25 protein-coding genes are annotated in these 25,564 nt (G+C 44.7%); 9 read left to right on the top strand and 16 right to left on the bottom strand.

What is annotated here, in order from left to right; genetic code table 11:
• Nucleotides 1–593: 593 nt before the first annotated feature.
• Nucleotides 594–2,015: a cytochrome c oxidase accessory protein CcoG gene (gene ccoG / locus SPEA_RS22165; RefSeq protein WP_012157410.1), complete on the bottom strand. Its 1,422-nt coding sequence runs from the start codon at nucleotides 2,013–2,015 to the stop codon at nucleotides 594–596.
• A gap of 88 nt (nucleotides 2,016–2,103) precedes the next feature.
• Here ccoG and SPEA_RS22170 point away from each other — a divergent pair, with 88 nt between their 5' ends.
• From SPEA_RS22170 to SPEA_RS22180, 3 genes are all read left to right on the top strand, one after another.
• A complete protein-coding gene (locus SPEA_RS22170) occupies nucleotides 2,104–2,457 on the top strand; it encodes a hypothetical protein (protein WP_012157411.1) in 354 nt (117 codons plus the stop codon).
• Between the two features lie 152 nt (nucleotides 2,458–2,609).
• Nucleotides 2,610–3,512: a 1,4-dihydroxy-2-naphthoyl-CoA synthase gene (locus SPEA_RS22175; protein ID WP_012157412.1), complete on the top strand. Its 903-nt coding sequence runs from the start codon at nucleotides 2,610–2,612 to the stop codon at nucleotides 3,510–3,512.
• Nucleotides 3,513–3,713: 201 nt separating this feature from the next.
• Nucleotides 3,714–3,911 carry a DUF2061 domain-containing protein gene (locus SPEA_RS22180; protein WP_012157413.1) on the top strand — a complete coding sequence of 66 codons (198 nt, stop codon included), beginning with the start codon at nucleotides 3,714–3,716 and terminating at the stop codon, nucleotides 3,909–3,911.
• An 8-nt stretch (nucleotides 3,912–3,919) separates the two neighbouring features.
• Here SPEA_RS22180 and SPEA_RS22185 read toward each other — a convergent pair whose 3' ends face one another.
• Nucleotides 3,920–5,116 carry a potassium/proton antiporter gene (locus tag SPEA_RS22185; RefSeq protein WP_012157414.1) on the bottom strand — a complete coding sequence of 399 codons (1,197 nt, stop codon included), beginning with the start codon at nucleotides 5,114–5,116 and terminating at the stop codon, nucleotides 3,920–3,922.
• A 540-nt stretch (nucleotides 5,117–5,656) separates the two neighbouring features.
• Here SPEA_RS22185 and SPEA_RS22190 point away from each other — a divergent pair.
• From SPEA_RS22190 to SPEA_RS22215, 6 genes are all read left to right on the top strand, one after another.
• On the top strand, nucleotides 5,657–6,466 hold the full coding sequence (locus SPEA_RS22190) for a phosphate ABC transporter substrate-binding protein (protein ID WP_012157415.1): 810 nt from the start codon (nucleotides 5,657–5,659) through the stop codon (nucleotides 6,464–6,466).
• A gap of 77 nt (nucleotides 6,467–6,543) precedes the next feature.
• Nucleotides 6,544–7,449, top strand: coding sequence for a phosphate ABC transporter permease subunit PstC (pstC, locus tag SPEA_RS22195; protein WP_012157416.1), 906 nt, complete (start codon nucleotides 6,544–6,546; stop codon nucleotides 7,447–7,449).
• The gene (gene pstA, locus SPEA_RS22200; protein ID WP_012157417.1) at nucleotides 7,449–8,300 is read left to right on the top strand and encodes a phosphate ABC transporter permease PstA; all 852 of its coding nucleotides are present in this window, start codon (nucleotides 7,449–7,451) and stop codon (nucleotides 8,298–8,300) included. Before pstC ends, pstA begins: the two co-directional genes overlap by 1 nt.
• A 10-nt stretch (nucleotides 8,301–8,310) precedes the next feature.
• The gene (gene pstB, locus SPEA_RS22205) at nucleotides 8,311–9,060 is read left to right on the top strand and encodes a phosphate ABC transporter ATP-binding protein PstB (RefSeq protein WP_012157418.1); all 750 of its coding nucleotides are present in this window, start codon (nucleotides 8,311–8,313) and stop codon (nucleotides 9,058–9,060) included.
• Nucleotides 9,061–9,237: 177 nt separating this feature from the next.
• Nucleotides 9,238–9,513, top strand: coding sequence for a hypothetical protein (locus tag SPEA_RS22210; RefSeq protein WP_012157419.1), 276 nt, complete (start codon nucleotides 9,238–9,240; stop codon nucleotides 9,511–9,513).
• A gap of 318 nt (nucleotides 9,514–9,831) precedes the next feature.
• Entirely contained in the window at nucleotides 9,832–10,875 is a 1,044-nt protein-coding gene (locus tag SPEA_RS22215) for a GMP reductase (RefSeq protein WP_012157420.1), read from the top strand.
• Nucleotides 10,876–11,046: 171 nt separating this feature from the next.
• On the opposite strand, the gene glmS is transcribed toward SPEA_RS22215, so the two are convergent.
• From glmS to SPEA_RS22285, 14 genes are all read right to left on the bottom strand, one after another.
• Entirely contained in the window at nucleotides 11,047–12,876 is a 1,830-nt protein-coding gene (gene glmS / locus SPEA_RS22220; RefSeq protein ID WP_012157421.1) for a glutamine--fructose-6-phosphate transaminase (isomerizing), read from the bottom strand.
• An 88-nt stretch (nucleotides 12,877–12,964) separates the two neighbouring features.
• On the bottom strand, nucleotides 12,965–13,735 hold the full coding sequence (locus SPEA_RS22225) for a DeoR/GlpR family DNA-binding transcription regulator (RefSeq protein ID WP_041411191.1): 771 nt from the start codon (nucleotides 13,733–13,735) through the stop codon (nucleotides 12,965–12,967).
• 136 nt (nucleotides 13,736–13,871) lie between these two features.
• On the bottom strand, nucleotides 13,872–16,004 hold the full coding sequence (locus SPEA_RS22230) for a TonB-dependent siderophore receptor (RefSeq protein ID WP_012157423.1): 2,133 nt from the start codon (nucleotides 16,002–16,004) through the stop codon (nucleotides 13,872–13,874).
• Between the two features lie 264 nt (nucleotides 16,005–16,268).
• Nucleotides 16,269–17,633 (bottom strand): bifunctional UDP-N-acetylglucosamine diphosphorylase/glucosamine-1-phosphate N-acetyltransferase GlmU, encoded by a 1,365-nt coding sequence (gene glmU / locus SPEA_RS22235; RefSeq protein WP_012157424.1) that lies wholly within the window; start codon nucleotides 17,631–17,633, stop codon nucleotides 16,269–16,271.
• A 116-nt stretch (nucleotides 17,634–17,749) separates the two neighbouring features.
• Entirely contained in the window at nucleotides 17,750–18,106 is a 357-nt protein-coding gene (locus SPEA_RS22240; RefSeq protein ID WP_012157425.1) for a DsrE/DsrF/TusD sulfur relay family protein, read from the bottom strand.
• 355 nt (nucleotides 18,107–18,461) lie between these two features.
• On the bottom strand, nucleotides 18,462–18,890 hold the full coding sequence (locus SPEA_RS22245; RefSeq protein WP_012157426.1) for a F0F1 ATP synthase subunit epsilon: 429 nt from the start codon (nucleotides 18,888–18,890) through the stop codon (nucleotides 18,462–18,464).
• A 31-nt stretch (nucleotides 18,891–18,921) separates the two neighbouring features.
• Entirely contained in the window at nucleotides 18,922–20,298 is a 1,377-nt protein-coding gene (gene atpD / locus SPEA_RS22250) for a F0F1 ATP synthase subunit beta (RefSeq protein ID WP_012157427.1), read from the bottom strand.
• A 35-nt stretch (nucleotides 20,299–20,333) separates the two neighbouring features.
• Nucleotides 20,334–21,194 (bottom strand): F0F1 ATP synthase subunit gamma, encoded by an 861-nt coding sequence (atpG, locus tag SPEA_RS22255; RefSeq protein WP_012157428.1) that lies wholly within the window; start codon nucleotides 21,192–21,194, stop codon nucleotides 20,334–20,336.
• 48 nt (nucleotides 21,195–21,242) lie between these two features.
• On the bottom strand, nucleotides 21,243–22,784 hold the full coding sequence (atpA, locus tag SPEA_RS22260; RefSeq protein WP_012157429.1) for a F0F1 ATP synthase subunit alpha: 1,542 nt from the start codon (nucleotides 22,782–22,784) through the stop codon (nucleotides 21,243–21,245).
• 14 nt (nucleotides 22,785–22,798) lie between these two features.
• The gene (gene atpH / locus SPEA_RS22265) at nucleotides 22,799–23,332 is read right to left on the bottom strand and encodes a F0F1 ATP synthase subunit delta (protein ID WP_012157430.1); all 534 of its coding nucleotides are present in this window, start codon (nucleotides 23,330–23,332) and stop codon (nucleotides 22,799–22,801) included.
• Between the two features lie 16 nt (nucleotides 23,333–23,348).
• A complete protein-coding gene (gene atpF, locus SPEA_RS22270; protein ID WP_012157431.1) occupies nucleotides 23,349–23,819 on the bottom strand; it encodes a F0F1 ATP synthase subunit B in 471 nt (156 codons plus the stop codon).
• Between the two features lie 27 nt (nucleotides 23,820–23,846).
• Nucleotides 23,847–24,104, bottom strand: a complete 258-nt coding sequence (gene atpE, locus SPEA_RS22275; protein ID WP_012157432.1) for a F0F1 ATP synthase subunit C — start codon at nucleotides 24,102–24,104, stop codon at nucleotides 23,847–23,849.
• 33 nt (nucleotides 24,105–24,137) lie between these two features.
• A complete protein-coding gene (atpB, locus tag SPEA_RS22280; protein ID WP_012157433.1) occupies nucleotides 24,138–24,968 on the bottom strand; it encodes a F0F1 ATP synthase subunit A in 831 nt (276 codons plus the stop codon).
• A gap of 12 nt (nucleotides 24,969–24,980) precedes the next feature.
• Nucleotides 24,981–25,364 (bottom strand): ATP synthase subunit I, encoded by a 384-nt coding sequence (locus SPEA_RS22285; RefSeq protein ID WP_012157434.1) that lies wholly within the window; start codon nucleotides 25,362–25,364, stop codon nucleotides 24,981–24,983.
• Nucleotides 25,365–25,564: the final 200 nt, after the last annotated feature.

Below are 25,564 nucleotides of genomic sequence, written 5' to 3' on the forward strand. Positions count from 1 at the left end.
CCACCTTACAAGTAAGGCTAAATCAGCGGCTCAACGAATTCTGTATTACATATTGCTATGAACACTCATTCATTAAGTCAATTTTTGATTGCCTCGTGAGAGACAATTTCGAATAACTTAATCTCTGTGAGTGTCCACACAGATTTGCTTGTCATATTGTTAAAGAGCGGTGCTAATCCTATTGAGAACGAGTCTCTCAGTTAGCAGCCTAGGACGCTAGGTCGTTGGCTTGAGGAGGCGTATTCTACACTCTCCAGTGTCGGCGTCAAGCGCTTATTTTAAGAAGTTTTTCAAGCGATGATTCTTTATACAAGACACATCAAATGAAGCTCTTAAAGCGATTATCACCTGAGGCTAATTTCCGTAGAAGTTAATCTCTCTAACACTGCTGCAAGTCCCGTGCTATCTAGCTTAACGCTGGGTAGTTGGCCTGCTGTGCCGTGTCAGTGGGGTCGCATTATAGGGATGTGAGATTAAAGCGCAAGGGGCTTTCTCAATAAAAACGTAAAAACCAAACCAAGCGTGCACTTATCAAACGATACGTCTAAAAAAGGGGCTAAAAGCCCCATTTTTATATGTTTTGTGTCTTTAGGTTAGTTACCGAAGAAGCGTGATTCTTGCTTTGCTTCTATCTCACCGTCATCCGTAACCACTTTAAAGTTGATATGAGTCATTGCCCTTGATAGGTCAACAGGATCGACTGCTACACTGATTGGCAGAGTTAACACCTCTCCACCTTTTATATTCACTTCTTGTGGCCCAATCCAATCATAGTTAGCTAACCCCTCCACGCTCATCTTATATAGGTGACTGCTTTCTGTCTTATTGAGGATCTTCAGAGTAAAGGTATTCTCAATCAAACCGTCATCTGTTTCTCTGAACAGTTGGTTTCTATCTCGAATAACATCTATACGAATTGGCGCTATCGTCGCCGTTGCATAGATAAATATAAGAATCATCAGCGAGAGCACTACACCATAACCGACAAGCTTAGGTCTAAGTACCTTCTCTTTAATCCCTTCTAATTTGTTCTCTGTGGTGTAACTAATAAGGCCTTTTTCATACCCCATGCGCTCCATTGTAGTATCGCAGGCATCAATACAGGCACCGCAGTTAATACATTCGTATTGCAAACCATTACGAATATCGATTCCTGTCGGGCATACCTGAACACATAAGTCACAATCTATACAATCACCCAACCCCATCGCTTTAGGGTCAGCTTTTCTTGATCTTGGCCCGCGCGCTTCACCACGTTGAGCATCATAACCAACTATATATGTGTTCTTATCAAACATCGCTGACTGGAAACGAGCATAAGGACACATATGCAGACACATGATCTCACGCATCCAACCGGCATTACCATATGTCGCAAAGGTGAAGAAGGTAACCCAGAAATAAACTCCGCCACTAGCATTTAGAGTAAATACCTCTTTATAGACTTCACTGGTTGGCACAAAGTAAGACACAAATGTCATTGCGGTAAGCAAAGAGATTAGCAACCAAGATGCGTGTTTAGCCGTCTTTCGCCATAGTTTGTTAAAACTCCATGGCATCTGGTCGAGCTTGATACGCTTATTGCGCGAGCCTTCTAACTTCTCTTCAAACCAGATAAAGATAAAGGTCCAAACCGTCTGCGGACAGGTATAGCCACACCATACCCTGCCTAAGTATGTGGTGATAAAAAACAACCCAAATGCCGCAATCATCAATAGCGCGGCTAACAAGGTAAAATCTTGTGGCCATATAGTTAAGCCAAAGACATGGAATTTTTGCTCTGCAAGATTAAACCAAACGGCTTGACGGTCACCCCAAGGGATCCACGGTAAGAGTAAAAAGAACAGCATAGCTATCCAGCCCAAACGACGACGTAGAGTTGTCCATAACCCTTCTACGGCTCTAACATAGATACGGTTACGCGGATTAAAGCGGTCGGCTTTAGTCGCATCGGGTTGGTGGATTTTGATTCTTTCAGCTTTTGAGAAGTCTTTTTTATTTTGTTCTGCGTTCATTTTGCAGCCTTACAGCTTTAATATTGCAAGAAAACTAGCTTATTATAACGCCTATACTACAAGTTATTCACCTAGATAGGACTAAAAGATGAAAGGTTGGATCATATTGGCCATTATCGGTGGCATTCTCTACTATCTATATACGCAAACCGATACCTTAGATGAGCCGATATCTGAGGTTCAAGGCATTTATCAGCAGGCTGAAGATAAGCTAGATAGCATGACAGGTACCCAAATCCAGCGTATCGACGATAGAGTCGATTTGTTAAAAACGGATATTGCCGACCGCCTTTCAACAACTGAGCAGCAAGCACTAAAGGTCATAACTGAGTCTCAAGCTAAGCTCAACGATTTTAAAGGTGAGTTTTGTGGCAGCGGTGCGAGCAGTCACTCTGCATTTAGCAAAGAAAACCAAACCTATATCTGCGATAAGCTTAACTAACGACACTGTTGCTTAAGCTTAAATAGATATAGTGGCTTAAATAGTTAATGAAACAGATCTCAGTTACTACATAAACTAGATTGACCTGAGATCTGATTAAGCCTAGCCTTTAGCGATTATTGTATTTCAGCGACATAAGAGGCTATAGGCTCATGACACAACAAGTATCTGACATTTTTGATCCCGAATTGTGGGATGTTGTTCCAGGATTTGATTTCGAAGATGTTACCTACCACAGAGCCAAAGATCAGGGCACTGTACGTATTGCCATTAGTCGTCCAGACTGCTTAAATTCATTCCGCCCAAAGACTGTCGATGAGCTTTATATCGCCCTAGACCATGCTCGTCAGTGGTCAGATGTAGGCTGCGTACTGTTAACCGGTAACGGTCCTTCAGCCAAAGGCCAATGGTCTTTCAGTGCCGGTGGCGATCAGCGTATTCGTGGAAAAGATGGCTACAAGTATGAAGGTGCTGAAGAAGGTACGCCGGATGTCGCTCGTATGGGGCGTTTACACATATTAGAAGTACAACGCCTAATCCGCTTTATGCCAAAAGTGGTGATTGCTGTCGTTCCTGGTTGGGCTGTTGGCGGCGGCCATAGCTTACACGTGGTGTGTGACTTAACCCTAGCCTCAAAAGAACACGCGGTATTTAAGCAAACCGACCCAGATGTTGGTAGTTTCGACTCTGGTTACGGTAGTGCTTACCTAGCCAAGATGATTGGTCAAAAACGCGCTCGTGAAATCTTCTTCTTAGGTTTTAACTACACTGCTGAAGAAGCATTTGATATGGGTATGGTTAACCGTGCTATACCGCATCAAGAATTGGAAGTTGAAGCATTAAAGTGGGCCAAAGAGATCAACTCTAAGTCACCGACTGCAATGCGCATGCTTAAATACGGCTTCAACCTCCCAGATGACGGCTTAGTGGGTCAGCAGCTATTTGCCGGTGAAGCGACTCGCCTCGCTTATGGCACGGAAGAAGCGAGAGAAGGTCGTGACGCATTCCTTGAGAAGCGCGATCAAGACTTCTCCTCTTTCCCGTGGCACTACTAATAGCAACCAGTATCGCTCCTAGCACTTAACTTGCTTATCTAAACCCATCAGTGAATTTCCTTTATTGATGGGTTTATCCTGCTATATATAATCAAATTATTCTTCTAATCGATTTACCCCATCAAATTAATCTAAGTAACCCTCTTTCAAATCTAAATGAGAAGCGTTATCATTTGGTCAACTTAAACAGGGGGACCTACTATGATTAAAACCATGACTTTTGCGATACTTCACTTTGGTGTAGCTTTTACCATCACTTACCTATTAACAGGAAGCGTAGTTATAGGTGGTGCAGTGGCGTTAATCGAACCCGCAGTCAATACAGTAGTGTTCTATTTCCACGAGAAAGTATGGAAAGGTATCGAGTCTAAAAATACCTTAGTAGCCGCTTCAGCTTAAGGAGTTCATCACTCTTTATCGGAACGATTCAGGCCGAGCTTGTTCGCCAAGGGCGCTATCGCCCCTCCCTGAATAAATACTGAAAACAATACGATAAAGAACACCATATGCACGATCTCAAGTGCCCCAGGCACTCCTGCTGCGGCAGGGATAAGAGCAAATACGATGGGCGTGGCCCCCTTTAAACCAATTGCAGATATAAATAGTCGCTTTTTCCAACTGGCTTTAACAAATGGCAGGTAACAAAGCTGTACTGCCAATGGTCTAGCAACAAGAATTAACAGTAATGCTGGTAATAACGAACTCACAAATACCGCTGCTAATGATTGTGGGAAGATCTGTAAGCCCAGCACAATGAACATCAGTGCCTGAGCCAGCCAAGATAAGCTATTAAAGAAATGTTGGTTAACTAACTGCCCGCGCTTAATACCATTACCTATCACTACACCTGCAATATAAGAGGCCAGCAAGATGTTACCCCCTAACATCTCGGCGCCATAGGTTGCCACCACGAAGCTTGCCAACACGAACACAGGAATAAGACCAAACTCAGATAGATGAATGCGATTAAGTAGCGATACCGCGACTTTAGCCACCAGCCAGCCGACGACCATTGCTACGCCAATTTGCGTGACAAGCTCCATAGCCACTTCAGATGTAACCACACTCTTGCTACTTGAAAGCGCCATATCAGTTAAAAAGATCACCAACAGCATAGCCACGGGGTCGTTGGTAGCCGACTCAAACTCCAATACGGTATCAGTTTGCTCTTTTAGCTTAAGCTTTTTAGATTCGAGAATGGAGAATACGGCTGCCGCATCGGTGGACGACACTATGGCGGCAAAAAGTAAACAGGTAATTAAATCGAAATCTAGCAGCCCATACAAGATGACGGCAAAAATCAGCGTGGTAAACAATACTCCAAAGGAGGCCAGCACGCCCCCCTCTTTATAAGCTACTTTAATTTTGTCGGTGGAAGTATTTATGCCGCCGACAAACACAATTATGTTTAATGCCAGACCGCCTATCCAAGCCGTTTTCTCTAAATCATCATAAACAAAGTTAAATTCGCCATTACCTAGCATAAGTCCTACGCCCATGAAGATCAGTAGTGACGGTATACCTAAGGTTCTAGAGGGGTGGTGCAGTAAAATTCCGACTAAGATCAAAATAGACATACCAATCATGATCATTTCAGTCGTCATATAGGGCACCTTTTGCGTGAATAGTGTAAATAAGATTGGTTAGCAAGCATTCATATTGGATATTTTACGATGAAGAGAGACTAATACTCGCCCCACAAGCTCTGCTAATTTAAACCGGCAAGGTCTTGTCATAAAAGTTTAATAATAAATTTATCACTCACATGAACAAGCGAAACATAGCACAAAAGCCAACTTTATTTGTTAAAACAAACTTAACATTAAGTTAAGAGCCGGCAATTAACTGCAAAGGAAAATGAGCTATCACCAGTACAAGCGCCCAAAATCACTGAACTGTGACTCAAATTAAACATTTAAGAAAAGTAGCCTTAATTTTTGTTTATTTAACAAATATCCCGCAACTTCTCCTCATCATAGCGAGCTTTTATTTCTCCGTTATGACATCCCTTAGGCTCGCCCCAATAAAACTGTCACCGAACTGTCATATTTCTCTGTCTTAATGCGCTTGCCTTCAGTGAGGCATTAACTTGGTTTTGTAAATAACTCGTATCTAAGCGACCAAACAATAGAGTGGAAATCGTAATGAAAAAAGTATTTGGCTTGTTAACCGCAGTAGGTCTAATGACAGCACCACTTGCTCAGGCAAGCACAGTAACAGTATCAGGTTCGACATCAGTTGCTCACGTAATGGAAGTCTTGGCAGAAAATTATCAAAACGCCACCAATACCAGTGTTGAAGTGCAAAGCACGGGGTCATCGGCTGGGATCAGAGCCGCTAAAGACGGCACCAGCATGATTGGCATGTCTTCACGCAACGTGAAAGACAATGAACTAAACAGCGACACCAAGGAAGTTGTGATTGCCCGCGACGGTATTGCAGCCGCAGTAAATAATGCCAACCCGGTAAAAAATCTAACTCAAGAGCAAATATCAAAAATCTATCGTGGTGAAATTAAAAATTGGAGCCAAGTGGGTGGTGAAGCTCGCCCAATTGTTGTGGTAACTCGAGAAAACGGCTCAGGAACTCGCGGCGCGTTTGAAGAGATCATGAAACTACAACGCACCATTAACGGCCACACAGTCACAGCAATTTCGCCGACGGCTCAAGTGGGTAACGGTAATGGCATGATTAAGACGATTGTCGCCAACAATCCATACGCCATCGGATACATCTCATTAGGCAGCGTTGATAGTAGCCTGCGCGCTATCGATGTTAATGGTGTGGCGGCAAGCGATGACAACATTGCCGCGGGTGACTACCAAATAGCTCGTCCTTTTATCGTACTAATTGATAAAAACGCACCCGCTAACGCCAACAACTTCATTGAATACATTCTCTCTGAAGATGGACAAAACATTATTGCTGAAGAAGGCTACATCCGCGTTCAGTAACTCCATTAAAAATACAGAGGAACACCAGTTCCTCTGTATCGAACGATTCAGTTTTACATAGATGTATAGGTTAAATCATGACTACAGCCAGTAAAGCCCAACCCCAAGGATTGCAGCTTGCCCCCGCTAAGTCCTATGACTGGAAAGAGATGAGCTTTCATCTACTTTTCTTAAGCTGCGCCATGGTAGGCGTACTTTCAGTTGCTACCATAGGATGGTTTGTTTTTAGTGAAGGCCTGCCCGCTTTTAAAGAAGCTGGCGTGTCTCAAATGTTACTTGGTAAAGACTGGCTTCCACCTGCGCTATTCGGCCTGTTACCTATGATGGTGGCATCATTAATATCAACCGCAGGCGCAGTAATCATTGGTGTACCTATCGCGATACTTACGGCGGTATTTTTGGCCGAGTTAGCCCCTAATTGGCTCGCCAATATTATCCGCCCAGCCGTTGAGCTGTTGGCAGGCATCCCATCTGTGGTCTACGGCTTCTTCGGCTTGGTCATTATCGTGCCAGCCATCGAGAGCATCTTTAATATTCCTGCAGGCAACACCATACTCGCTGGTGTCATTGTATTGGCCATCATGATCTTGCCGACAGTGATTACCATTTCAGAGACCTCGCTACGCGCCCTACCTCCAACCTATAAAGAGGGAGCCCTCGCGCTCGGCGCATCGCATATTTTCAGCATATTCAAAGTCCTTATTCCAGCGGCTCGCAGTGGAATTTACACCGGCATAGCCTTAGGTGTCGCACGCGCAATTGGCGAAACCATGGCAATCATTATGGTGATGGGTAACGCTCCTGCCATGCCGGGCTCGATTTTAGAGCCAGCAAGAACTTTGACTGCCAATATCGCCATGGAGATGTCATACGCCACGGGGATCCATGCCAACGCCCTGTACTCGACAGGCATAGTGTTACTGGCCTTTATCGTATTACTAAACGGTTCACTGCTTTATCTCAACCGAAAACGAGCTCACTAATGATACAAATTTCACGAGATAATCAAGATAGATTAATGCTGGGCGCCATTTGGGCAGCCGCAGCAACCACGCTGCTATTTTTACTCTGGGTGGTTTGGCACATCCTAAGTAACGGCCTTGACCACGTCAGTTGGGAGTTTATTACAGGCGCCTATACCCGTATCGGCGAAGCCTCTGGTATTTGGGCCATGATTGTCTCGACCGTGTACATGGTCGGCCTATCACTCGCCTTTGCCGCACCTATTGGCATCATGACGGCTATTTACTTAACCGAGTATGCTGCGCCGGGTAGCAAAGTGGTACAAGTGATCCGTTTTTGCACCGAATCGTTAGCCGGTATTCCGTCGATTGTTTACGGCCTATTTGGCATGACCTTCTTCGTCACGACCTTAGGGCTAGGGTTTTCTATCCTTTCAGGTGCGCTAACACTAGCTATGCTGATTTTGCCTGTGATTATCCGCACCACAGAGGAGGCGCTATTATCCGTACCTATGAGCTATCGCGAAGGTGGCTATGCACTAGGTAGCTCTAAAATCTACACCATCTGCCGCCTAGTTCTACCGAGCGCTCTGCCGGGTATCGTCACTTCGATTATTTTAAGTACCGGCCGCGTGATAGGTGAATCTGCTCCGGTATTTTTAACTGCGGGTATGGTGACCCAAATTCCAGAGTCGGTCTTAGAGTCTGGCCGCACCCTAACTGTTCACCTTTATAAACTGACCCAAGAACTCTTTACCCAGCACGAGTGGGATCAGGCCTACGCTACCGCCACGGTATTGATTGTATTGGTACTTATTTTAAATCTGGCAACCAAAGTGATTGCCTCGCGTTTGAATAAATCATCGAAATAAGGTTATCTCCATGAATAAGCTAGAAGTGAACAACTTAAATCTATTTTACGGCGACAACCATGCGCTAAAGAATATTTCATTAGCCATACCGGCTCGCCAAGTGACCGCACTAATTGGCCCTTCAGGCTGTGGCAAATCTACCTTGCTGCGCACACTAAACCGTATGAATGATTTAGTCGCCGGAGTAAAGATCAATGGCGACGTGATGTTTGACGGCAGCAACATCTATCAAGATGTCGATGTAAAGCACCTAAGAATGCGTGTGGGCATGGTGTTTCAAAAGCCAAACCCTTTCCCTATGAGTATCTATGAAAATGTCGCCTTTGGACTCAGAGCCCAAGGGGTTAAAGACAAGCAAGTGCTAGACGATACTGTTGAGGAGTCATTGCGCAGCGCAGCCCTATGGGATGAAGTTAAAGACAGACTGAATACACCAGCATTCGGCCTATCAGGTGGACAGCAGCAGCGTTTATGTATTGCACGTACTATCGCGATGAAGCCTGAAGTGATTTTAATGGATGAGCCCACCAGCGCACTCGATCCAATAGCTACTCATAAGATTGAGGGGCTGATGGATGAACTCCGCAAACAGTTCACCATTGTTATCGTCACCCACTCGATGAACCAAGCCAAGCGGATCTCCGATAAAACCGCGTTCTTCTGGATGGGAGAGCTGGTTGAGCATGGCGAAACCTCACAGATATTTAATCAACCGCGAGATCAGCGAACCCAAGGCTATGTTAGTGGTGAGTTTGGCTAAATCAGATAACGCCCGCTGCAAACAGTGGGCGTTTTACTCTCTACGTATAGTACATAAGAGCAAGGTTATAGACAGCACTCCCCATCTAAAATGCTGACTTTGCGCCACTAGCTTGTTTAAGGTGCATTAATAAGATAGCTTCGGGGGTAGGTTTATTGATTAAAGAGGCGCTCGTACATGGAAAGAATAAGAGAAGCTCAAGAATACCTGCAGCAAGAGTTTGAGATCTATAACAACGCATCCAGCAAAAAACTCCCCGCACTCGATATTAACTGTCCTGAAAACCTTGAGACAATGTTAGAGTTTGTCACCCGCAGAGAATCTTTAAAACAAACGAAAAAGCCAAACTACCCACCAGCCGCCAAACTTAAGTCTGCCATAGCAGACACTCTGTTATTGCTAGATAATTTCGATATGAAAGTATTTAAAGCTCAGGGCGCGAAAGAAAAGTAACGTTCAGAGCATAGCTAATAGTAAGTATAAAAAGCTTATAGTATAAATAGGACCAGCATTAACAGTGCAGGTTTAAATTGGAACACAAATAAAACATACACCAACAACATATTAACCATCCGCTTTTCAGAAATGATTGTTTTAATTTGAGAACTTGCTAATAAAAAATCTGTTCCTATAATGCCTAAAACCGGGGCGTCCACAAACGTTCCGGTTTTTTTGTGCCTGAAATAAACTCAGGAATTAACTTAATATCCGATGAAATTTAATTTTTATCGGCGGTTTTGCTGCGCGCAAAATCCATGTGAGGAATAAACTATGCGTATTGAACAAGATTTAAAGTTAGGTTTCAAAGATGTTCTTATCCGACCTAAGCGTTCAACGTTAAAGAGTCGTTCTCAAGTAGACTTAAATCGTCAATTTACTTTTAAGCATAGTGGCAAGACCTGGTCTGGTGTGCCTATTATTGCCGCTAACATGGATTCTGTCGCTAGCTTCGAAATGGCAGCTAGCCTAGCCCAGCACAACGTGATGACTGCAGTGCACAAACACTACAGCGTCGAGCAGTGGGGCGAGTTTGTTGCTAGCCAAACGGCTGAAGTACTGCAGCACGTTATGGTTTCAAGCGGTACCTCTGACACAGACTTTATCAAGCTGAGTGAAATCCTAGCTAAGTCTGAAGATCTGAACTTCATCTGTATCGACATCGCTAACGGTTACTCAGAACACCTAGTTGATTACGTACGTAAAGTAAGACAAGCCCACCCACAAGCCGTGATCAGTGCCGGTAACGTAGTCACTGGTGACATGGTTGAAGAGCTTATCATTGCTGGTGCCGATATCGTTAAAGTCGGTATTGGTCCAGGTTCTGTGTGTACCACTCGCGTTAAGACGGGTGTTGGCTATCCACAGCTTTCAGCCATTATCGAGTGTGCCGATGCTGCACACGGCCTAGGCGGTCAAATCATTGGTGACGGCGGCTGTAGCTGTGCTGGTGACGTAGCAAAAGCCTTTGGCGGCGGCGCTGATTTCGTCATGCTTGGCGGTATGCTAGCGGGTCACGAACAGAGTGGCGGAGAAGTCGTTGAGCAAGATGGCAAGATGATGGTGAAGTTCTACGGCATGTCTTCACAGTCTGCCATGGATAAGCACTCTGGCGGTGTTGCTAAGTACCGCGCCGCAGAAGGTAAGACGGTATTACTGCCATTTAAAGGCAGCGTCGATAACACGATTAACGACATTATGGGTGGCGTACGTTCAACTTGTACCTATGTTGGTGCAGCGTCTCTAAAAGAGCTAACTAAGCGTACCACCTTTATCCGTGTTCAAGAGCAAGAAAACAACGTTTACGGTAAAGAGTAAGCAATAATATAGCGCTAACGACTATATAACTGGTTAGCGTTTATATTGATTACATTTTAATAGTAAGGTTTTTATTTAATAAGCTTTAAATAAGTATCACCTTAACTGATTAAATATAAAAACGGCTACCTAGGTAGCCGTTTATTGTTTCACTCATTGCCAATTAAATACTTACTCAACAGTAACTGACTTAGCCAAGTTACGTGGCTGGTCAACGTCGGTACCTTTAATCAAGGCCACATGATAAGAAAGCAATTGTAGTGGGATAGTATAGATAAGTGGTGCCATAAACTCATCACAATGCGGCACAGGGATCACCTTCATGGTGTCATCTGATTCAAACTCGGCATCTTTATCTGCAAACACATACATCAAGCCGCCACGAGCACGCACTTCTTCTACGTTAGATTTAAGTTTCTCTAATAGCTCGTTGTTTGGCGCAACCACGATAACGGGCATATCGGCATCGATAAGCGCTAGTGGACCATGCTTAAGTTCACCAGAAGCATAAGCTTCAGCGTGAATATAAGAGATCTCTTTAAGCTTTAGTGCACCTTCCATCGCGATTGGATATTGATCACCGCGACCTAAAAATAGTGCGTTGTGCTTATCGGCGAAGTCTTCTGCGAGCTCTGCGATAGCATCGTCTAGGCCTAGCGCTTGCTCTACTTTAGCAGGCATAGACTGCAGGCTCTGAGTAATCGCCGCTTGCATCTCGTCAGACATACCGTTGTAACGGCCAATTGCCGTAGTCAGCATCAATAGACCTGCTAGTTGCACAGTAAAGGCTTTAGTCGAAGCTACACCAATCTCGGCGCCAGCTTTCATCATGTAAGCCATATCTGATTCACGTACTAGCGATGAACCCGGTGCGTTACAGATTGTCAGTGTCGCCTTGTAGCCCATCTCTTTAGCCAAACGCATTGCTGCCAAGGTATCGGCTGTTTCACCTGATTGTGAAATAGTGACTAACAGGCTATTTGGGAACAGGTGCGATTTGCGGTAACGGAACTCAGATGCGATTTCGACGTTACAAGACACCCCAGCCCAATCTTCTAGCCAGTAACGCGCAGCCATACCCGCATGGTAACTGGTACCACAAGCAATAATCTGTACGTGCTTAATGTCTTTTAAGAATTCGGCTGCGTTATCACCAAAAGCAGTATCTAATACTTTACCACCTGCAATACGACCTTCAAGCGTGCGCGCGATAGCTGTTGGCTGCTCGTAGATCTCTTTTAGCATGTAGTGACGGTATTCACCTTTATCACCGGCGTCATGAGTCACTTCAGACTCTTTAACTTCACGCTCAACTGCATTACCGTCAACATCATAAATGTTCACTTCACGGCGAGTCACTTCAGCCACATCGCCCTCTTCTAAGAAAGCGAATGAACGAGTCACTGGCAGTAATGCCAACTGATCTGAGGCAACAAAGTTCTCACCAAGACCATAACCAATAACCAACGGGCTGCCAGAGCGAGCCACGATCATGCGTTCGCTGTCAGTACGGTCGATAACCACTGTACCGTAAGCACCTTCAAGCTGCTTAACGCTTGCTTGAACTGCTGCAAGTAACGTGTCATGAGTTTTTAACTTGTGGTGAACTAAGTGGCAAATCACCTCTGTGTCAGTGTCTGACGCAAAGCTATAACCTAAGCCTTTTAGCATCTCACGTAGTTTATTGTGGTTTTCGATAATCCCGTTATGTACAACGGCGATATCACCTTCAGATAAATGTGGATGCGCGTTTCGCTCACTTGGCTCACCGTGAGTCGCCCAACGCGTGTGAGCGATACCCGTACCACCAGCTAAAGGTGCAGCATCAAGCGCAGCAGACAATTCTTGCACCTTACCTACACGGCGAGTTCTGTTTAACTCACCGTTATTAAGTACCGCTACACCCGCTGAATCATAACCACGGTATTCTAGGCGTCTTAGGCCTTCCACAAGAATTTCAGCTACATCTCTTTGCGCTACAGCGCCTACGATTCCACACATATTTAGTTACCTAGCTTCTCTCTTTGAGAGTTAAAGTTAAAAATTGAATTTGAAATGGATAGTTCATCAAGCCACGTGCTTGTAATCATTACCCTGCATAAGGTGCAAGAATGACTCGCACCCCATGGTTAGAAATTGTCTCTAGCGCTTCGCTTGGCAACTTATCGTCTGTTACCAGCACACTAATCTTGCTCCAAGGTAGCTCAAGATTAGGAATACGACGACCCAGCTTTTCTGACTCGAGCATCACCACCACTTCACGTGATACTTCGGCCATTACCTTACTTAAGCCGGTTAGTTCGTTGAAGGTTGTAGTTCCACGCTGAAGATCGATACCGTCTGCACCGATAAACAGTTGATCGAAGTTGTAAGACCGTAGTACTTGCTCGGCAATCTGGCCCTGGAAGGACTCAGAGTGAGGGTCCCAGGTCCCTCCAGTCATCAATAAGGTCGGCTCGTTTTCAAGGTCGTGAATCGCATTAGCCAAGGCCAATGAGTTGGTCATCACCAGTAAACCACGTTTACTGTTAAGCTCACCGATCAAGCCTGATGTGGTGCTGCCGCTATCGATGATGATGCGATTATGATCTTTAATTAATTCAGCAGCGGCTCTAGCGATAGATAGCTTGTTAGGCGCTATCTTGGCAGAGAACTGCTGCATCACCTCATCTGGCACGGCGACAGCTCCACCATAACGGCGTAGCAATAGGCCGCTCTTCTCTAGGGTGGCTAAGTCTTTACGAATGGTGACTTCAGAGGTTTCGAAACGTAAGGATAACTCCTCAACACTCACCTCGCCTTGCTGATTAAGCAGGCTAATAATGCTGTGGCGTCGCTGTTGAGTGTTTCGTTTATTCATAAAACCTTTCGCTAAGTTTCGGTTCGAAAGATACATTATAGGGAAACGAAACTTAATTGCCAATTTTAAGATATAAAAGACAAAAAAAAGCCTCAACTTAAGGTTGAGGCTTTCTCTTTCGATTTTAACTCGCTATTTAGAACTTAGCTTCTAGTGCCAAGCTAAAGTGACGACCTTGACCCACAGTAACATCAGTGTTGGTGCCACCAGCTAGATAATCTGTATCGAATAGGTTCTTCACGTTAACACGCATGCTAACATCGCTCCCCATTACGTCCATAGTGTATGCAGCGCCCATATCGAAACGCACATAGCCGTCTTTGCTAATGCTGTTACTGGTATTAGCGAAACGCTCACCCACATAGATAGCACCAAAGTTAAGGGCTAAGTCATCTGTCATCTCATAACGAGTCCAGACGTTTGCTGACCACTCAGGCGCATCAACAGGAGTCTTACCATTTAAACTATCTGTTTCAGGACGAAGATACTCAGCATCTAAGTACATCATAGAACCCGTCATAAACCAGCTATCGCTAACTTGACCTTGAGCGCCCATTTCAAAACCTTTATGGCGCTGTTCACCAGACTGGGTCGTGATGGTTTGGCTGCTACCTTCAATCTCTTCTGTTACGGTCACGTTCGAAACAGTAATATCGAATACCGCACCAGTTAATAGTAAGCTGCCATCAAATAGCTCCCACTTAGTACCAATCTCATACTGTTCACCGTATTCAGGATCTAGGTTCTTACCATCATTAACATCATCAATGTCGTTCACTATCCCTTGCGGCGTGAAGCTCTTAGAGTAGTTAACATAGATACTGCCATTATCGGCTGGTGAGTAAATCACACCAAACTTAGGAGAGACCGCATAACTGTTATTACCCGCCCCCTCTTTCTTCTGTTCGTCATAACGTACACCAGCTAGCACTTGCCATTCGTCGGTGATAGAAACTAAATCTTGAACATAGAAGCCGTAGTGCTTGTACTCACTCTCGTACAAAGTTTCATCACGATTATAATCTAGATCAGGTTTAGGCATTGGCTGACCAGGCATCACAACTTGTTTCTTCTCACCTGAGTCTTTTAGCTGACCATAGTAATAATCCAGCATATTAGCGCCGATAAGCAGCTGATGCTCTATGTCACCAGTATAGAAGTTACCAGTGAAATCAACATAGCCCGTCTTATGCTGCCAGTCATCATAACGGTCAAATGGGCTGACATAGTAGCCATCGGTAAATGGATCGTCAGAACCACTAATTAGTGATGGAGAAGAGTCTAAACGCTGACGATTAAACTGCTGATCGTTATAACCCGCTTTCACTTTCCAGTCATCAGACAAGTGATAAGTCAGCTCTGCACCTAGATTAGAGATGGTGTTGTCGGTAAACGCCCAAGGCTGATCCCAGATGATGTCACGGCCACCAATCAGGTCACCGCTGCTATCTAACCAACCACCGCGGTCGATGCCCGTCTTGTCTTGAGTATGGTCATATTTAAGTGACAACATTAAGTCGTCAGTAATATCAAACTCTAGGTTTAGGTAACCTAACCAGCGGTCACGCTCTTGATTAGTACCATCTTGGTACTCTCTCCAATAAGTCGTATCTTGCTTAACTAGCACTGTACGGTAACGAATTGTCTCTGCTTCGTTTAAGCTACCACCAGCGTCCAACTGGAAACGTGTCGAGCCATTCTCATCCGTATCGAAGCCAATATCCAACATCGTTTCATAGGTTGGCTTCTTGGTAACCATGTTGATCAAGCCGCCAGGACCAGACTGACCATATAACATAGAAGAAGGACCTTTTAACACTTCAACTTGTTGTAGTGTTTCAATAGGCTGCACGTAGTGAGACCACTGCTGTTGACCATTGATTAAGAAGCCTGAGCCAGAAGAAAGTTCGAAACCACGAATATTAAATACTTGGCGGTTCCACTTTTCAGAGCCGCCAGTTACGCTCGAGTCGTTAACTAGCACTTCAGAAAGGTTTGTAGCTAACTGCTCATCAGTCACAAAGTCAGGAATAACAGTAACTGATTGAGGGGTGTCTAAGATGTCGATGTCACCACGCATAGCTCCAGAAGATGAGCCAGCGTTATAATCATTAAAACTGCGTCCGGTAACGGAAATACGCTCGATATTGCTATCAACTTTAACATTTGATTCTGCTGTCGCTTCTTCAGCAAAAGCAGTTGATGAAGCCAATGCAGCAACGATTGCCAACCCTACGCGAGAAAACTTAAATGACGTCCCGACAGACATATCCAACCCCAATAATGAAACATGAATGTAATATTTGAGTCGCAATATAAATGAGAACTATTTTTATTTAAGGTTCTTTACACTTCTTTACAAAGCCAAGTGACGCACCTCTAATAAACAAGAAAAACACAACACAAACAACCGCAAACGTAACAGCTTGTATCAGAATTTTCGCAGTGTAATTATCAATATACCCTTACTTTACTGCTTAAATTTAAAACAAAAAAGGCGACCAATTGGTCGCCTTTAAAATCAAAATCACGCTTATTTTTTCAGCTTAACTGGTCGTGGCCAACCTGTTAAATGACGTTGTTTAACACGAGTAATCACTAACTCGTTTTCCGCCACATCTTTAGTGATAGTCGAACCCGCTCCTAACGTCGCACCTTTTCCAATAGTCACAGGGGCAACTAGCTGAGTATCACTACCAACAAACACATTGTCTTCGATAATGGTTTGGAACTTGTTAGCACCGTCATAGTTACAAGTAATGGTGCCTGCACCTATGTTTACACCGCTACCAATTGTCGCATCGCCAATATAGGCTAAGTGACCCGCTTTAGAGCCTTTACCTAATACCGCTTTTTTCATCTCTACGAAGTTACCAATGTGGGCATCTTCTTTAAGCTCGGCACCTGGACGTAAACGTGCAAAAGGTCCTGCACTGGCATCGACACCGACTTTGGCACTCTCGATAATAGAGTAAGGTTTGATTACGGCATTGTCGCTAATATCGCAATCGATAAGGATCACACCCGCGCCAATAGTCACGTTATTACCAATAGTCACCTTGCCTTCGATAACCACGTTAACGTCGATCATCACGTCCATACCCACAGTAACATCACCACGAATATCGATGCGAGCAGGATCACGCAGATTAGCCCCTTCAAGCATTAGCTTTTCAGCTGCGCGAGCCTGGTAAGCACGCTCTAACTGAGCCAGCTGCACGCGGTTATTCGCGCCTTCAACTTCTACCGCGGACTCAGGCTGGGCAGTGGTAATAGCCACGCCATCTCTGTGCGCCATAGCCACGATATCGGTAAGGTAGTATTCACCTTGGGCGTTATCAGATGACAACTGACCAAGCCAAGCTTTAAGTTGCTTACCCGGTGCAGCCATTATGCCAGTGTTGATCTCATTAATAGCAAGCTGCTCAGTATTGGCATCTTTTTGCTCAATAATGCCAACTACACTTCCACCTTCTCTAACTATGCGCCCATAACCCGTCGGATTTGGTAAGTTAACGGTTAAGATAGCTAAACCATTCTCTTCTCTAGCAGCAAGTAAAGCTTCAAGCGTAGATGCTTGGATAAGCGGTACATCGCCATAAAGGATCAGTACAGTATCATCATCAGCGATATTTGCACTCGCCTGCGCTACCGCATGGCCCGTGCCCAATTGCTCGGCTTGTAGCACCCAGTTTAGTTGCTGCTCACCCAATCTTGCTTGCAACTTATCGGCGCCATAGCCGTAAACCAGCTGAATAGCATCGCTACCGACTTGATACGCAGTATCGATTACATGCTGAACCATGCTCTTGTGTGCAATTGGGTGAAGAACTTTTGGAAGATCTGAGCGCATGCGGGTTCCCTTGCCTGCGGCCAAAATCACTACATTCAGTGCCATGGATATATCCTTGAGCTAGTGCTTTATCTAATATTAGAAAAATGAGAGCTATATTTGAGTTTTGATTTTAAGCGATACGGGTATTAAAAGCGACTCGACTTATAACTGAAGAAGTATTAGAAGCTGATAGTTTTATCTGCCACAAGTACCCATTGTGCAAGATCATCCATGGTAGCCATCTCACAGCCCTCAACCACCTTCAGGTCTGTCAATCCACGAGCATACATACAGGAACTACAGAACTTAACCTGTGTTTTTTGTGCAATAACTATCTCTAGCATCTGCTGAATATTATAACCTTCGGCTGGCTTTTGATTGGGTAAAACGGCTGTCACTGCATCAGACAATAAAAAAATACTCACCTTAGCAGGAGAGTAATCTTGTTCATTAAGCTGTATAGCTAAACGAAGCGCATTAAACAGCTTTTCAGAGCCATAAGGGGCGTCATTAACGATAATAAGCACGTGTTGCATGGGAAAGTTTCTCTGACGTTAGATTAGTGCGAGAGGGTAACACTCCATTCGAATCAGGATTCTTACGCAGATCACGTTCAAAGATAAATCTAGGTTTTAGCAAAAAGGTTCTAGATCCTAGGACGCTGCGCTACGAGGACGGGCTAAAGCCCTGCTAGGAAGAGCAAAAGCAAAAATCAGTACCATGCTCCGCTTTCTGTTTTTTGCACTTCCCACCTTTACCGTAAGCATAGTGTTCCCTAGGCCGCAGGCCGTTCATCTTTGCTTTCCTAGAACCTTTCTTCGCTTTTCCTAGGACCTTCTTTTAGATACAAAAAAGGCGCCCTAGGGCGCCTTTTTTCATCAAACAATAACCTTATCTGGCAATGTTCTTCTTGATGGTCTCGACTACGCGCAATTGAGCGATAGCCTGAGCTAGCTCAACCGCAGCTGCCGCATAGTTGAAGTCTGCGCCAGCACCCGCCATAGCGGTTTCTGCACGGAGCTTAGCTTCAGCTGCTGCTTGCTCGTCAATCTCATCGGCACGCAATACGACGTCAGCCAATACTGAAATTGAAGAAGGTTGTACTTCCAGGATACCACCTGAAAGATAAAACACTTCTTCGCTTCCATTTTGCTTGACGATGCGCGCCATGCCAGGCTTGATACTTGTCAACAGAGCTGCGTGACCAGGCATAATACCTAGTTCACCTTCTGTTCCTGATACTTGTAGCTGAGCTACTCGACCAGAAAAGATATGATTCTCTGCGCTTACCATATCAAGCTGTACTGTCATGGCTGCCATCCGTTCTCCTTAAACTAAGTCAGAGACTTAGTTATTTTTTGTTAGCTTTCTCAACAGCTTCGTCGATTGAACCAACCATGTAGAACGCCTGCTCTGGAAGGTGATCGAACTCACCCTCTAGAATGCCCTTGAAGCCACGGATTGTGTCTTTAAGAGAAACGTACTTACCTGGAGAACCGGTGAATACTTCTGCTACGAAGAATGGCTGTGAAAGATATTTTTCAATCTTACGAGCACGGAATACAGTTGTCTTATCTTCATCAGATAATTCATCCATACCTAGGATCGCAATGATATCTTTCAGCTCTTTGTAGCGCTGAAGTACGGTTTGAACACCGTTAGCAACATCGTAATGCTCTTGGCCAACAACCTGTGGATCTAGCTGACGTGAAGTCGAATCCAATGGGTCAACCGCTGGGTAAATACCTAGCGAAGCAATGTTACGAGACAATACAACAGTCGCATCTAAGTGAGCGAAGGTTGTTGCTGGTGATGGATCCGTTAAGTCATCCGCAGGTACGTATACGGCTTGAACAGAGGTAATAGACCCTGTCTTAGTCGATGTAATACGCTCCTGAAGTACACCCATCTCTTCAGCCAATGTTGGCTGGTAACCTACTGCTGATGGCATACGGCCTAGCAGTGCAGATACTTCAGTACCTGCCAAGGTGTAACGATAGATGTTATCTACGAAGAAAAGAACGTCTTTACCTTCGTCACGGAACTTCTCAGCCATAGTTAGACCAGTCAGTGCCACACGTAGACGGTTTCCTGGAGGCTCGTTCATCTGACCATATACCATGGCCACTTTATCTAGAACGCCAGAATCTTCCATCTCGTAGTAGAAGTCGTTACCCTCACGAGTACGCTCACCTACACCAGCGAAAACTGATAAACCAGAGTGTGCTTTAGCGATGTTGTTAATAAGTTCCATCATGTTGACGGTCTTACCAACACCAGCACCACCAAACAGACCAACTTTACCACCCTTAGCGAATGGACATACAAGGTCGATAACCTTGATACCAGTCTCTAAAAGTTCAGTTGTGTTTGACTGATCTTCGTATGAAGGAGCTTCACGGTGGATCACATAGCGATCTTCTTCACCGATAGGGCCCGCTTCATCAACAGGCTCACCCAATACGTTCATAATACGGCCTAGGGTCGCAGACCCAACCGGAACAGTAATTGGTGAACCAGAGTTTACAACCTCTAGGCCACGACGCAGACCATCTGAAGAACCCATAGCGATGGTACGAACTACACCACCACCAAGTTGCTGCTGAACTTCCAGCACCAAGCCTTCACTTTTGATCTCTAGAGCGTCATATACCTGAGGTACGGCATCATGTGGAAACTCTACGTCCACAACCGCGCCAATTACTTGGACAACAGTACCTGTGCTCATGATTAATCCTCTAAAACTTGTATTCGTTACCTAGCCTAAACGGCGGCAGCACCTGAAACAATTTCCGACAATTCTTGCGTAATCGCAGCCTGACGGGCTTTGTTATAGACCAACTGCAAGTCACCGATAAGTTCACCAGCGTTGTCTGTTGCAGCTTTCATAGCAACCATACGGGCCGCTTGCTCAGATGCAATATTTTCGACAACACCCTGATAAACCTGAGATTCCACAAAGCGAACCAACAAAGTATCTAACAATAACTTTGGATCTGGCTCGTAAATGTAATCCCACTGATGAGTAAACTCATCATCTTCTGACTTAGGCAAAGGTAGCAGCTGCTCGATCACCGGGGCTTGCGTCATAGTATTCACAAACTTGTTGAATACTACGTACAAACGGTCCAGCTTGCCTTCGTTGTATGCTTCTAGCATCACACGTACTGTTCCGATCAAGTCGGCTAGCTTTGGAGCATCGCCTAAACCTGAAGCAGAAGCAGATACTTGTCCGCCAAAGCTATTGAAGAACTGGGCACTACGTGCACCAATTGTACAGAATTCAACTTCTGCACCAGCTTCACGCTGTTTCTTCACGTCTGCGACAACCTTCTTGAAAAGGTTGACGTTCAGACCACCACAAAGACCACGGTCGGTTGACACAACAATGTAACCAACACGCTTAGCTTCTCGCACTTCCAAATATGGATGCTTATATTCGAGAGAACCTTGCGCCACGTGACCGATCACCTTACGCATATTTTCTGCATATGGACGGCTAGCTGCCATGCGATCTTGTGCTTTACGCATTTTACTCGCGGCAACCATTTCCATTGCAGACGTGATCTTCTGAGTGTTTTGAACACTCGCGATCTTGGTTTTAATCTCTTTAGCGTTGGCCATCTTTACTCTCCAATTCTGGACCTGAGGTGCCAGAGGCACCTCTAAAATTTACCAGGTTTGGGTTTCTACGAACTTGTCCAGGCTAGCCTTCAACTCACCTTCGATATCAGCGTTATAATCGCCAGTATCGTTGATAGTCTTCATTAGGTCAGCATGTTCACTGTTCATGAAAGAGAGCAGAGACGCTTCGAAATCACCGACTTTATTCAGCGCAACACTCTTCAAGTAACCTTTTTCAGCTGCGAAAATAGACACAGACTGATCAGCGATACTCATTGGAGCATATTGCTTTTGCTTCATTAGTTCGGTAACACGCTCACCATGCTCAAGCTGAGCACGAGTTGCATCATCTAAGTCAGATGCAAACTGTGAGAACGCTGCAAGCTCTCGATACTGTGCAAGAGCGGTACGGATACCACCAGACAGTTTCTTGATGATCTTAGTCTGCGCCGCACCACCAACACGAGAAACAGAGATACCAGGGTTAACAGCTGGACGTAAGCCAGAGTTAAACAGGTCTGTTTCAAGGAAGATCTGACCATCGGTAATCGAAATTACGTTAGTCGGTACGAATGCAGAAACGTCACCAGCTTGAGTTTCAATAATTGGTAGAGCAGTCAAAGAACCAGTTTGGCCTTTAACTTCACCTTTAGTGAACTTCTCAACATACTCGGCGTTAACACGTGAAGCACGTTCCAACAGACGAGAGTGAAGATAGAATACATCACCTGGGTATGCTTCACGTCCTGGTGGACGCTTAAGAAGCAATGAGATCTGACGGTAAGCAACTGCTTGCTTAGACAAATCATCATATACGATTAGTGAGTCTTCACCGCGGTCGCGGAAGTATTCACCCATTGTACAACCAGAGTATGGAGCCAAATATTGTAGTGCAGCAGCTTCAGAAGCTGTAGCAACAACAACAATGGTGTTCGCCAAAGCGCCGTGCTCTTCTAGCTTGCGTACCACGTTAGCGATAGTAGAAGCCTTTTGGCCTACTGCAACGTATACACACTTAATGCCAGAATCTTTTTGGTTGATAATCGCGTCGATCGCTAGAGCGGTTTTACCGATCTGGCGGTCACCAATGATCAATTCACGTTGTCCACGACCGATTGGGATCATAGAGTCAACGGCTTTATAACCAGTTTGCACTGGCTGATCGACTGATTTACGCTCAATTACACCAGGTGCAATTACTTCAACAGGAGAGAAACCATCGCTATCGATAGGTCCTTTACCGTCAATTGGTTCACCTAGAGTGTTGACTACACGGCCTAATAGACCACGGCCAACAGGTACTTCCAAAATACGGCCTGTTGTTTTAACTTTGTCGCCTTCTGCCAAAGTGGCATAAGGGCCCATTACTACGGCACCGACAGAATCACGTTCTAAGTTCAACGCGATTGCAAAACGGTTGCCAGGCAGCTCGATCATTTCACCCTGCATTACATCGGCTAGGCCGTGGATGCGGATGATGCCGTCACTTACTGCAACGATAGTACCTTCGTTGCGAGCTTCACTAACGACTTCGAACTGCTCGATCCGCTGTTTAATCAGATCGCTGATTTCAGTGGAATTCAGTTGCATGCTCAAACTCCCAATTACGATTGCAGCGAATCAGACAGACGCGAAATTTTTCCGCGGACCGAGCCATCAATGACTAAGTCTCCTGCCGTGATAATTACACCAGCAATAAGGCTGGTATCTATGCTGCAATTCAGCTTAACTTTGCGTGCTAGGCGTTTCTCTAAAGAAACGCTCAGCGCTTGTAGTTGCTCTGAGGTTAGCTCTGTAGCTGAAACGATTTGCGCTTCAACTTCTTTCGCATACTCACGTTGCATCTCAACAAATTGTTGAGCAACAGCTGGTAGCACAACTAAACGACCGTTTTCAGCCATTACCTTTAACAGGTTCTGAGCTTGCTCATTGATTTGCTCACCACAAACTCCAATAAAGAGTTCAGCAAGCTTACCGCTGGCTACAGAGCCAGACAGTAAAGGCTGCATAGTTTCGTTTTCACTAACTAATGCGGCGAAGTTCAGCATTTCTGCCCAACTCTCTACTGCTTTCTGTTCAAGAGCGAAGTCAAAAGCTGCCTTTGCGTAAGGACGAGCGATGGTGGTTATTTCAGCCATAACTCAAGCTCCTTATTTAAAGTTCAGCAACAAGTTTATTAACTATGTCACTGTGTGCGGCTTCATCAATCGAACGTTCAAGAATCTTCTCTGCGCCAGCAATAGCTAAAATAGCGACTTGCTTACGTAGATCTTCTTTCACGCGATTACGTTCGTTTTCAATTTCAGCATGACCCTGAGCGATGATTTTCGCACGCTCTGTATCAGCTTCAACCTTTGCTTCATCAACGATTTGAGCTTTGCGTTTATTAGCTTGCTCAATGATTTCGTTTGCTGTTGCTTTAGCGTCTTTTAGCTGCTCCGTGGCTTTCACCTGAGCTAACTCTAAATCTTTTGCAGCACGTCCTGCATCAGCTAGACCATCAGCAATTTTCTTCTGGCGTTCTTCGATAGCGTTCATCAATGGCGGCCATACAAACTTCATGCAAAACCACACAAAGAGAAGAAAAGAAATCGCTTGGCCTAGCAGGGTAGCGTTAATACTCATAACGACAACTCCTTCTAAGGGGGACGATTAGCCTGCTAATTGACCTAAGAACGGGTTAGCGAATACGAAGAATAATGCAACACCAACTGCAATCATTGAGATCGCATCAAGTAGACCAGCTACAATGAACATTTTAGTTTGAAGTGCAGGAGCAAGTTCTGGCTGACGAGCAGAAGCTTCTAGGAATTTACCACCTAGAATAGCAAAGCCAATACCAGTACCTAGCGCTGCTAAGCCGATCATAATTGCAACAGCTATTGCTGTAAAGCTAATTACAGTTTCCATTTTATCTCCGATAAGTATCTAATTTTTAATAAATTAATGGTCTTCATGTGCCATGCTTAGATATACAATCGTAAGCATCATGAAGATAAACGCCTGTAGCACAATTACCAAAATATGGAAAATGGCCCAAGGCACTGATAATGCAAACTGAGCCCACCAAGGCATCAGTGCTATCAGAATAAAGATCAACTCACCTGCATACAGGTTACCAAACAGACGAAGCGATAATGAAATCGGCTTCGCAACCAAGGTCACTGTTTCCAATACAAAGTTAATTGGAATTAGTGCCCAATGATTGAAAGGCTGCATAGTCAGTTCTTTAGTGAACCCACCAATACCTTTAACCTTGATACTGTAAAAAACAATTAACGCGAACACACTTAAAGCTAAGCCTAAAGTAACGTTCAAGTCAGTTGTTGGTACAATCTTTAGGTAAGGTACGCCTAAGAATCGTTTGGCGGCCTCAGGTACAAAGTCAACAGGGATCAAGTCCATTAAGTTCATCAGGAAAACCCAGACGAAAATAGTTAGACCTAATGGTGCGATAACTGCATTTTTCCCATGAAATGAGTCTTTTACAATTTTATCTACACCTTCCACGCACATTTCAACGAAACATTGAAGCTTGCCTGGAACGCCAATTGTTGCCTTCTGTCCTACTTTGTAGAATAACCACAAAAATAGAACCCCTAGACCAACTGAAAACAAAAGTGAGTCAATGTGCCAAGTCCAAAATCCAGCATCTTGACATGCATAGTTAAAAGCAATCCCGCCATCAGCGGAACACATTTTCGCATTAGTCAGGTGATGCTGGATATAGTCGGAAGCCGTTACGGTTAACGTGTCATCCCCAGTTGTCGCCATGATTAATCTCACTTAATTTTGTTTGAAGTATAAAGGGGCTGTCCACGGTACGACTAACACGAGTAGATAACTGACGAATAACGGCATGAATGACGATTTCATCAAACCAAATGCAAGTGAAAATAACACAATGGTTAACAGCAACTTTACCGCTTCCCCCAGGAAAAAAGACCGTACGACTTTTCCTGATGCTTGTGCTCCCGCATGGGAAAAAGCTAGGGTTGCGAACACAAAATTAGGGAGTACAGCAATAGCGCCACCTGCCAAAGCAGATAGGCCATACGGTCCCCCCCACATAGCGAAAAAGAAAAGTGAAACACATCCAGTCATCGCTGCCTGTAGTAATACTATTTTATAGGCTGACCACCGGCCACGACGTGCTAAAACCTTGCTCAATTTGTCTTCTCCGCATTATAACTTCTTGATTCGGTGACCGGATTACAAATATCCGAGTAAACTCGAGCTTCAAAAAGCTTGCGAAAGTATACCGTTTCAGGCTTTCAAAGCAAGTTCAACAACTAGAAAAAGGGGACTTTTAGCGTGATCTACGCCAAAAGTCTAAAAGAGGAAGATTAACGAATGTCACAAAGTTACAT

The sequence above is a fragment of the Shewanella pealeana ATCC 700345 genome, from assembly GCF_000018285.1.
Classification (GTDB): domain Bacteria; phylum Pseudomonadota; class Gammaproteobacteria; order Enterobacterales; family Shewanellaceae; genus Shewanella; species Shewanella pealeana.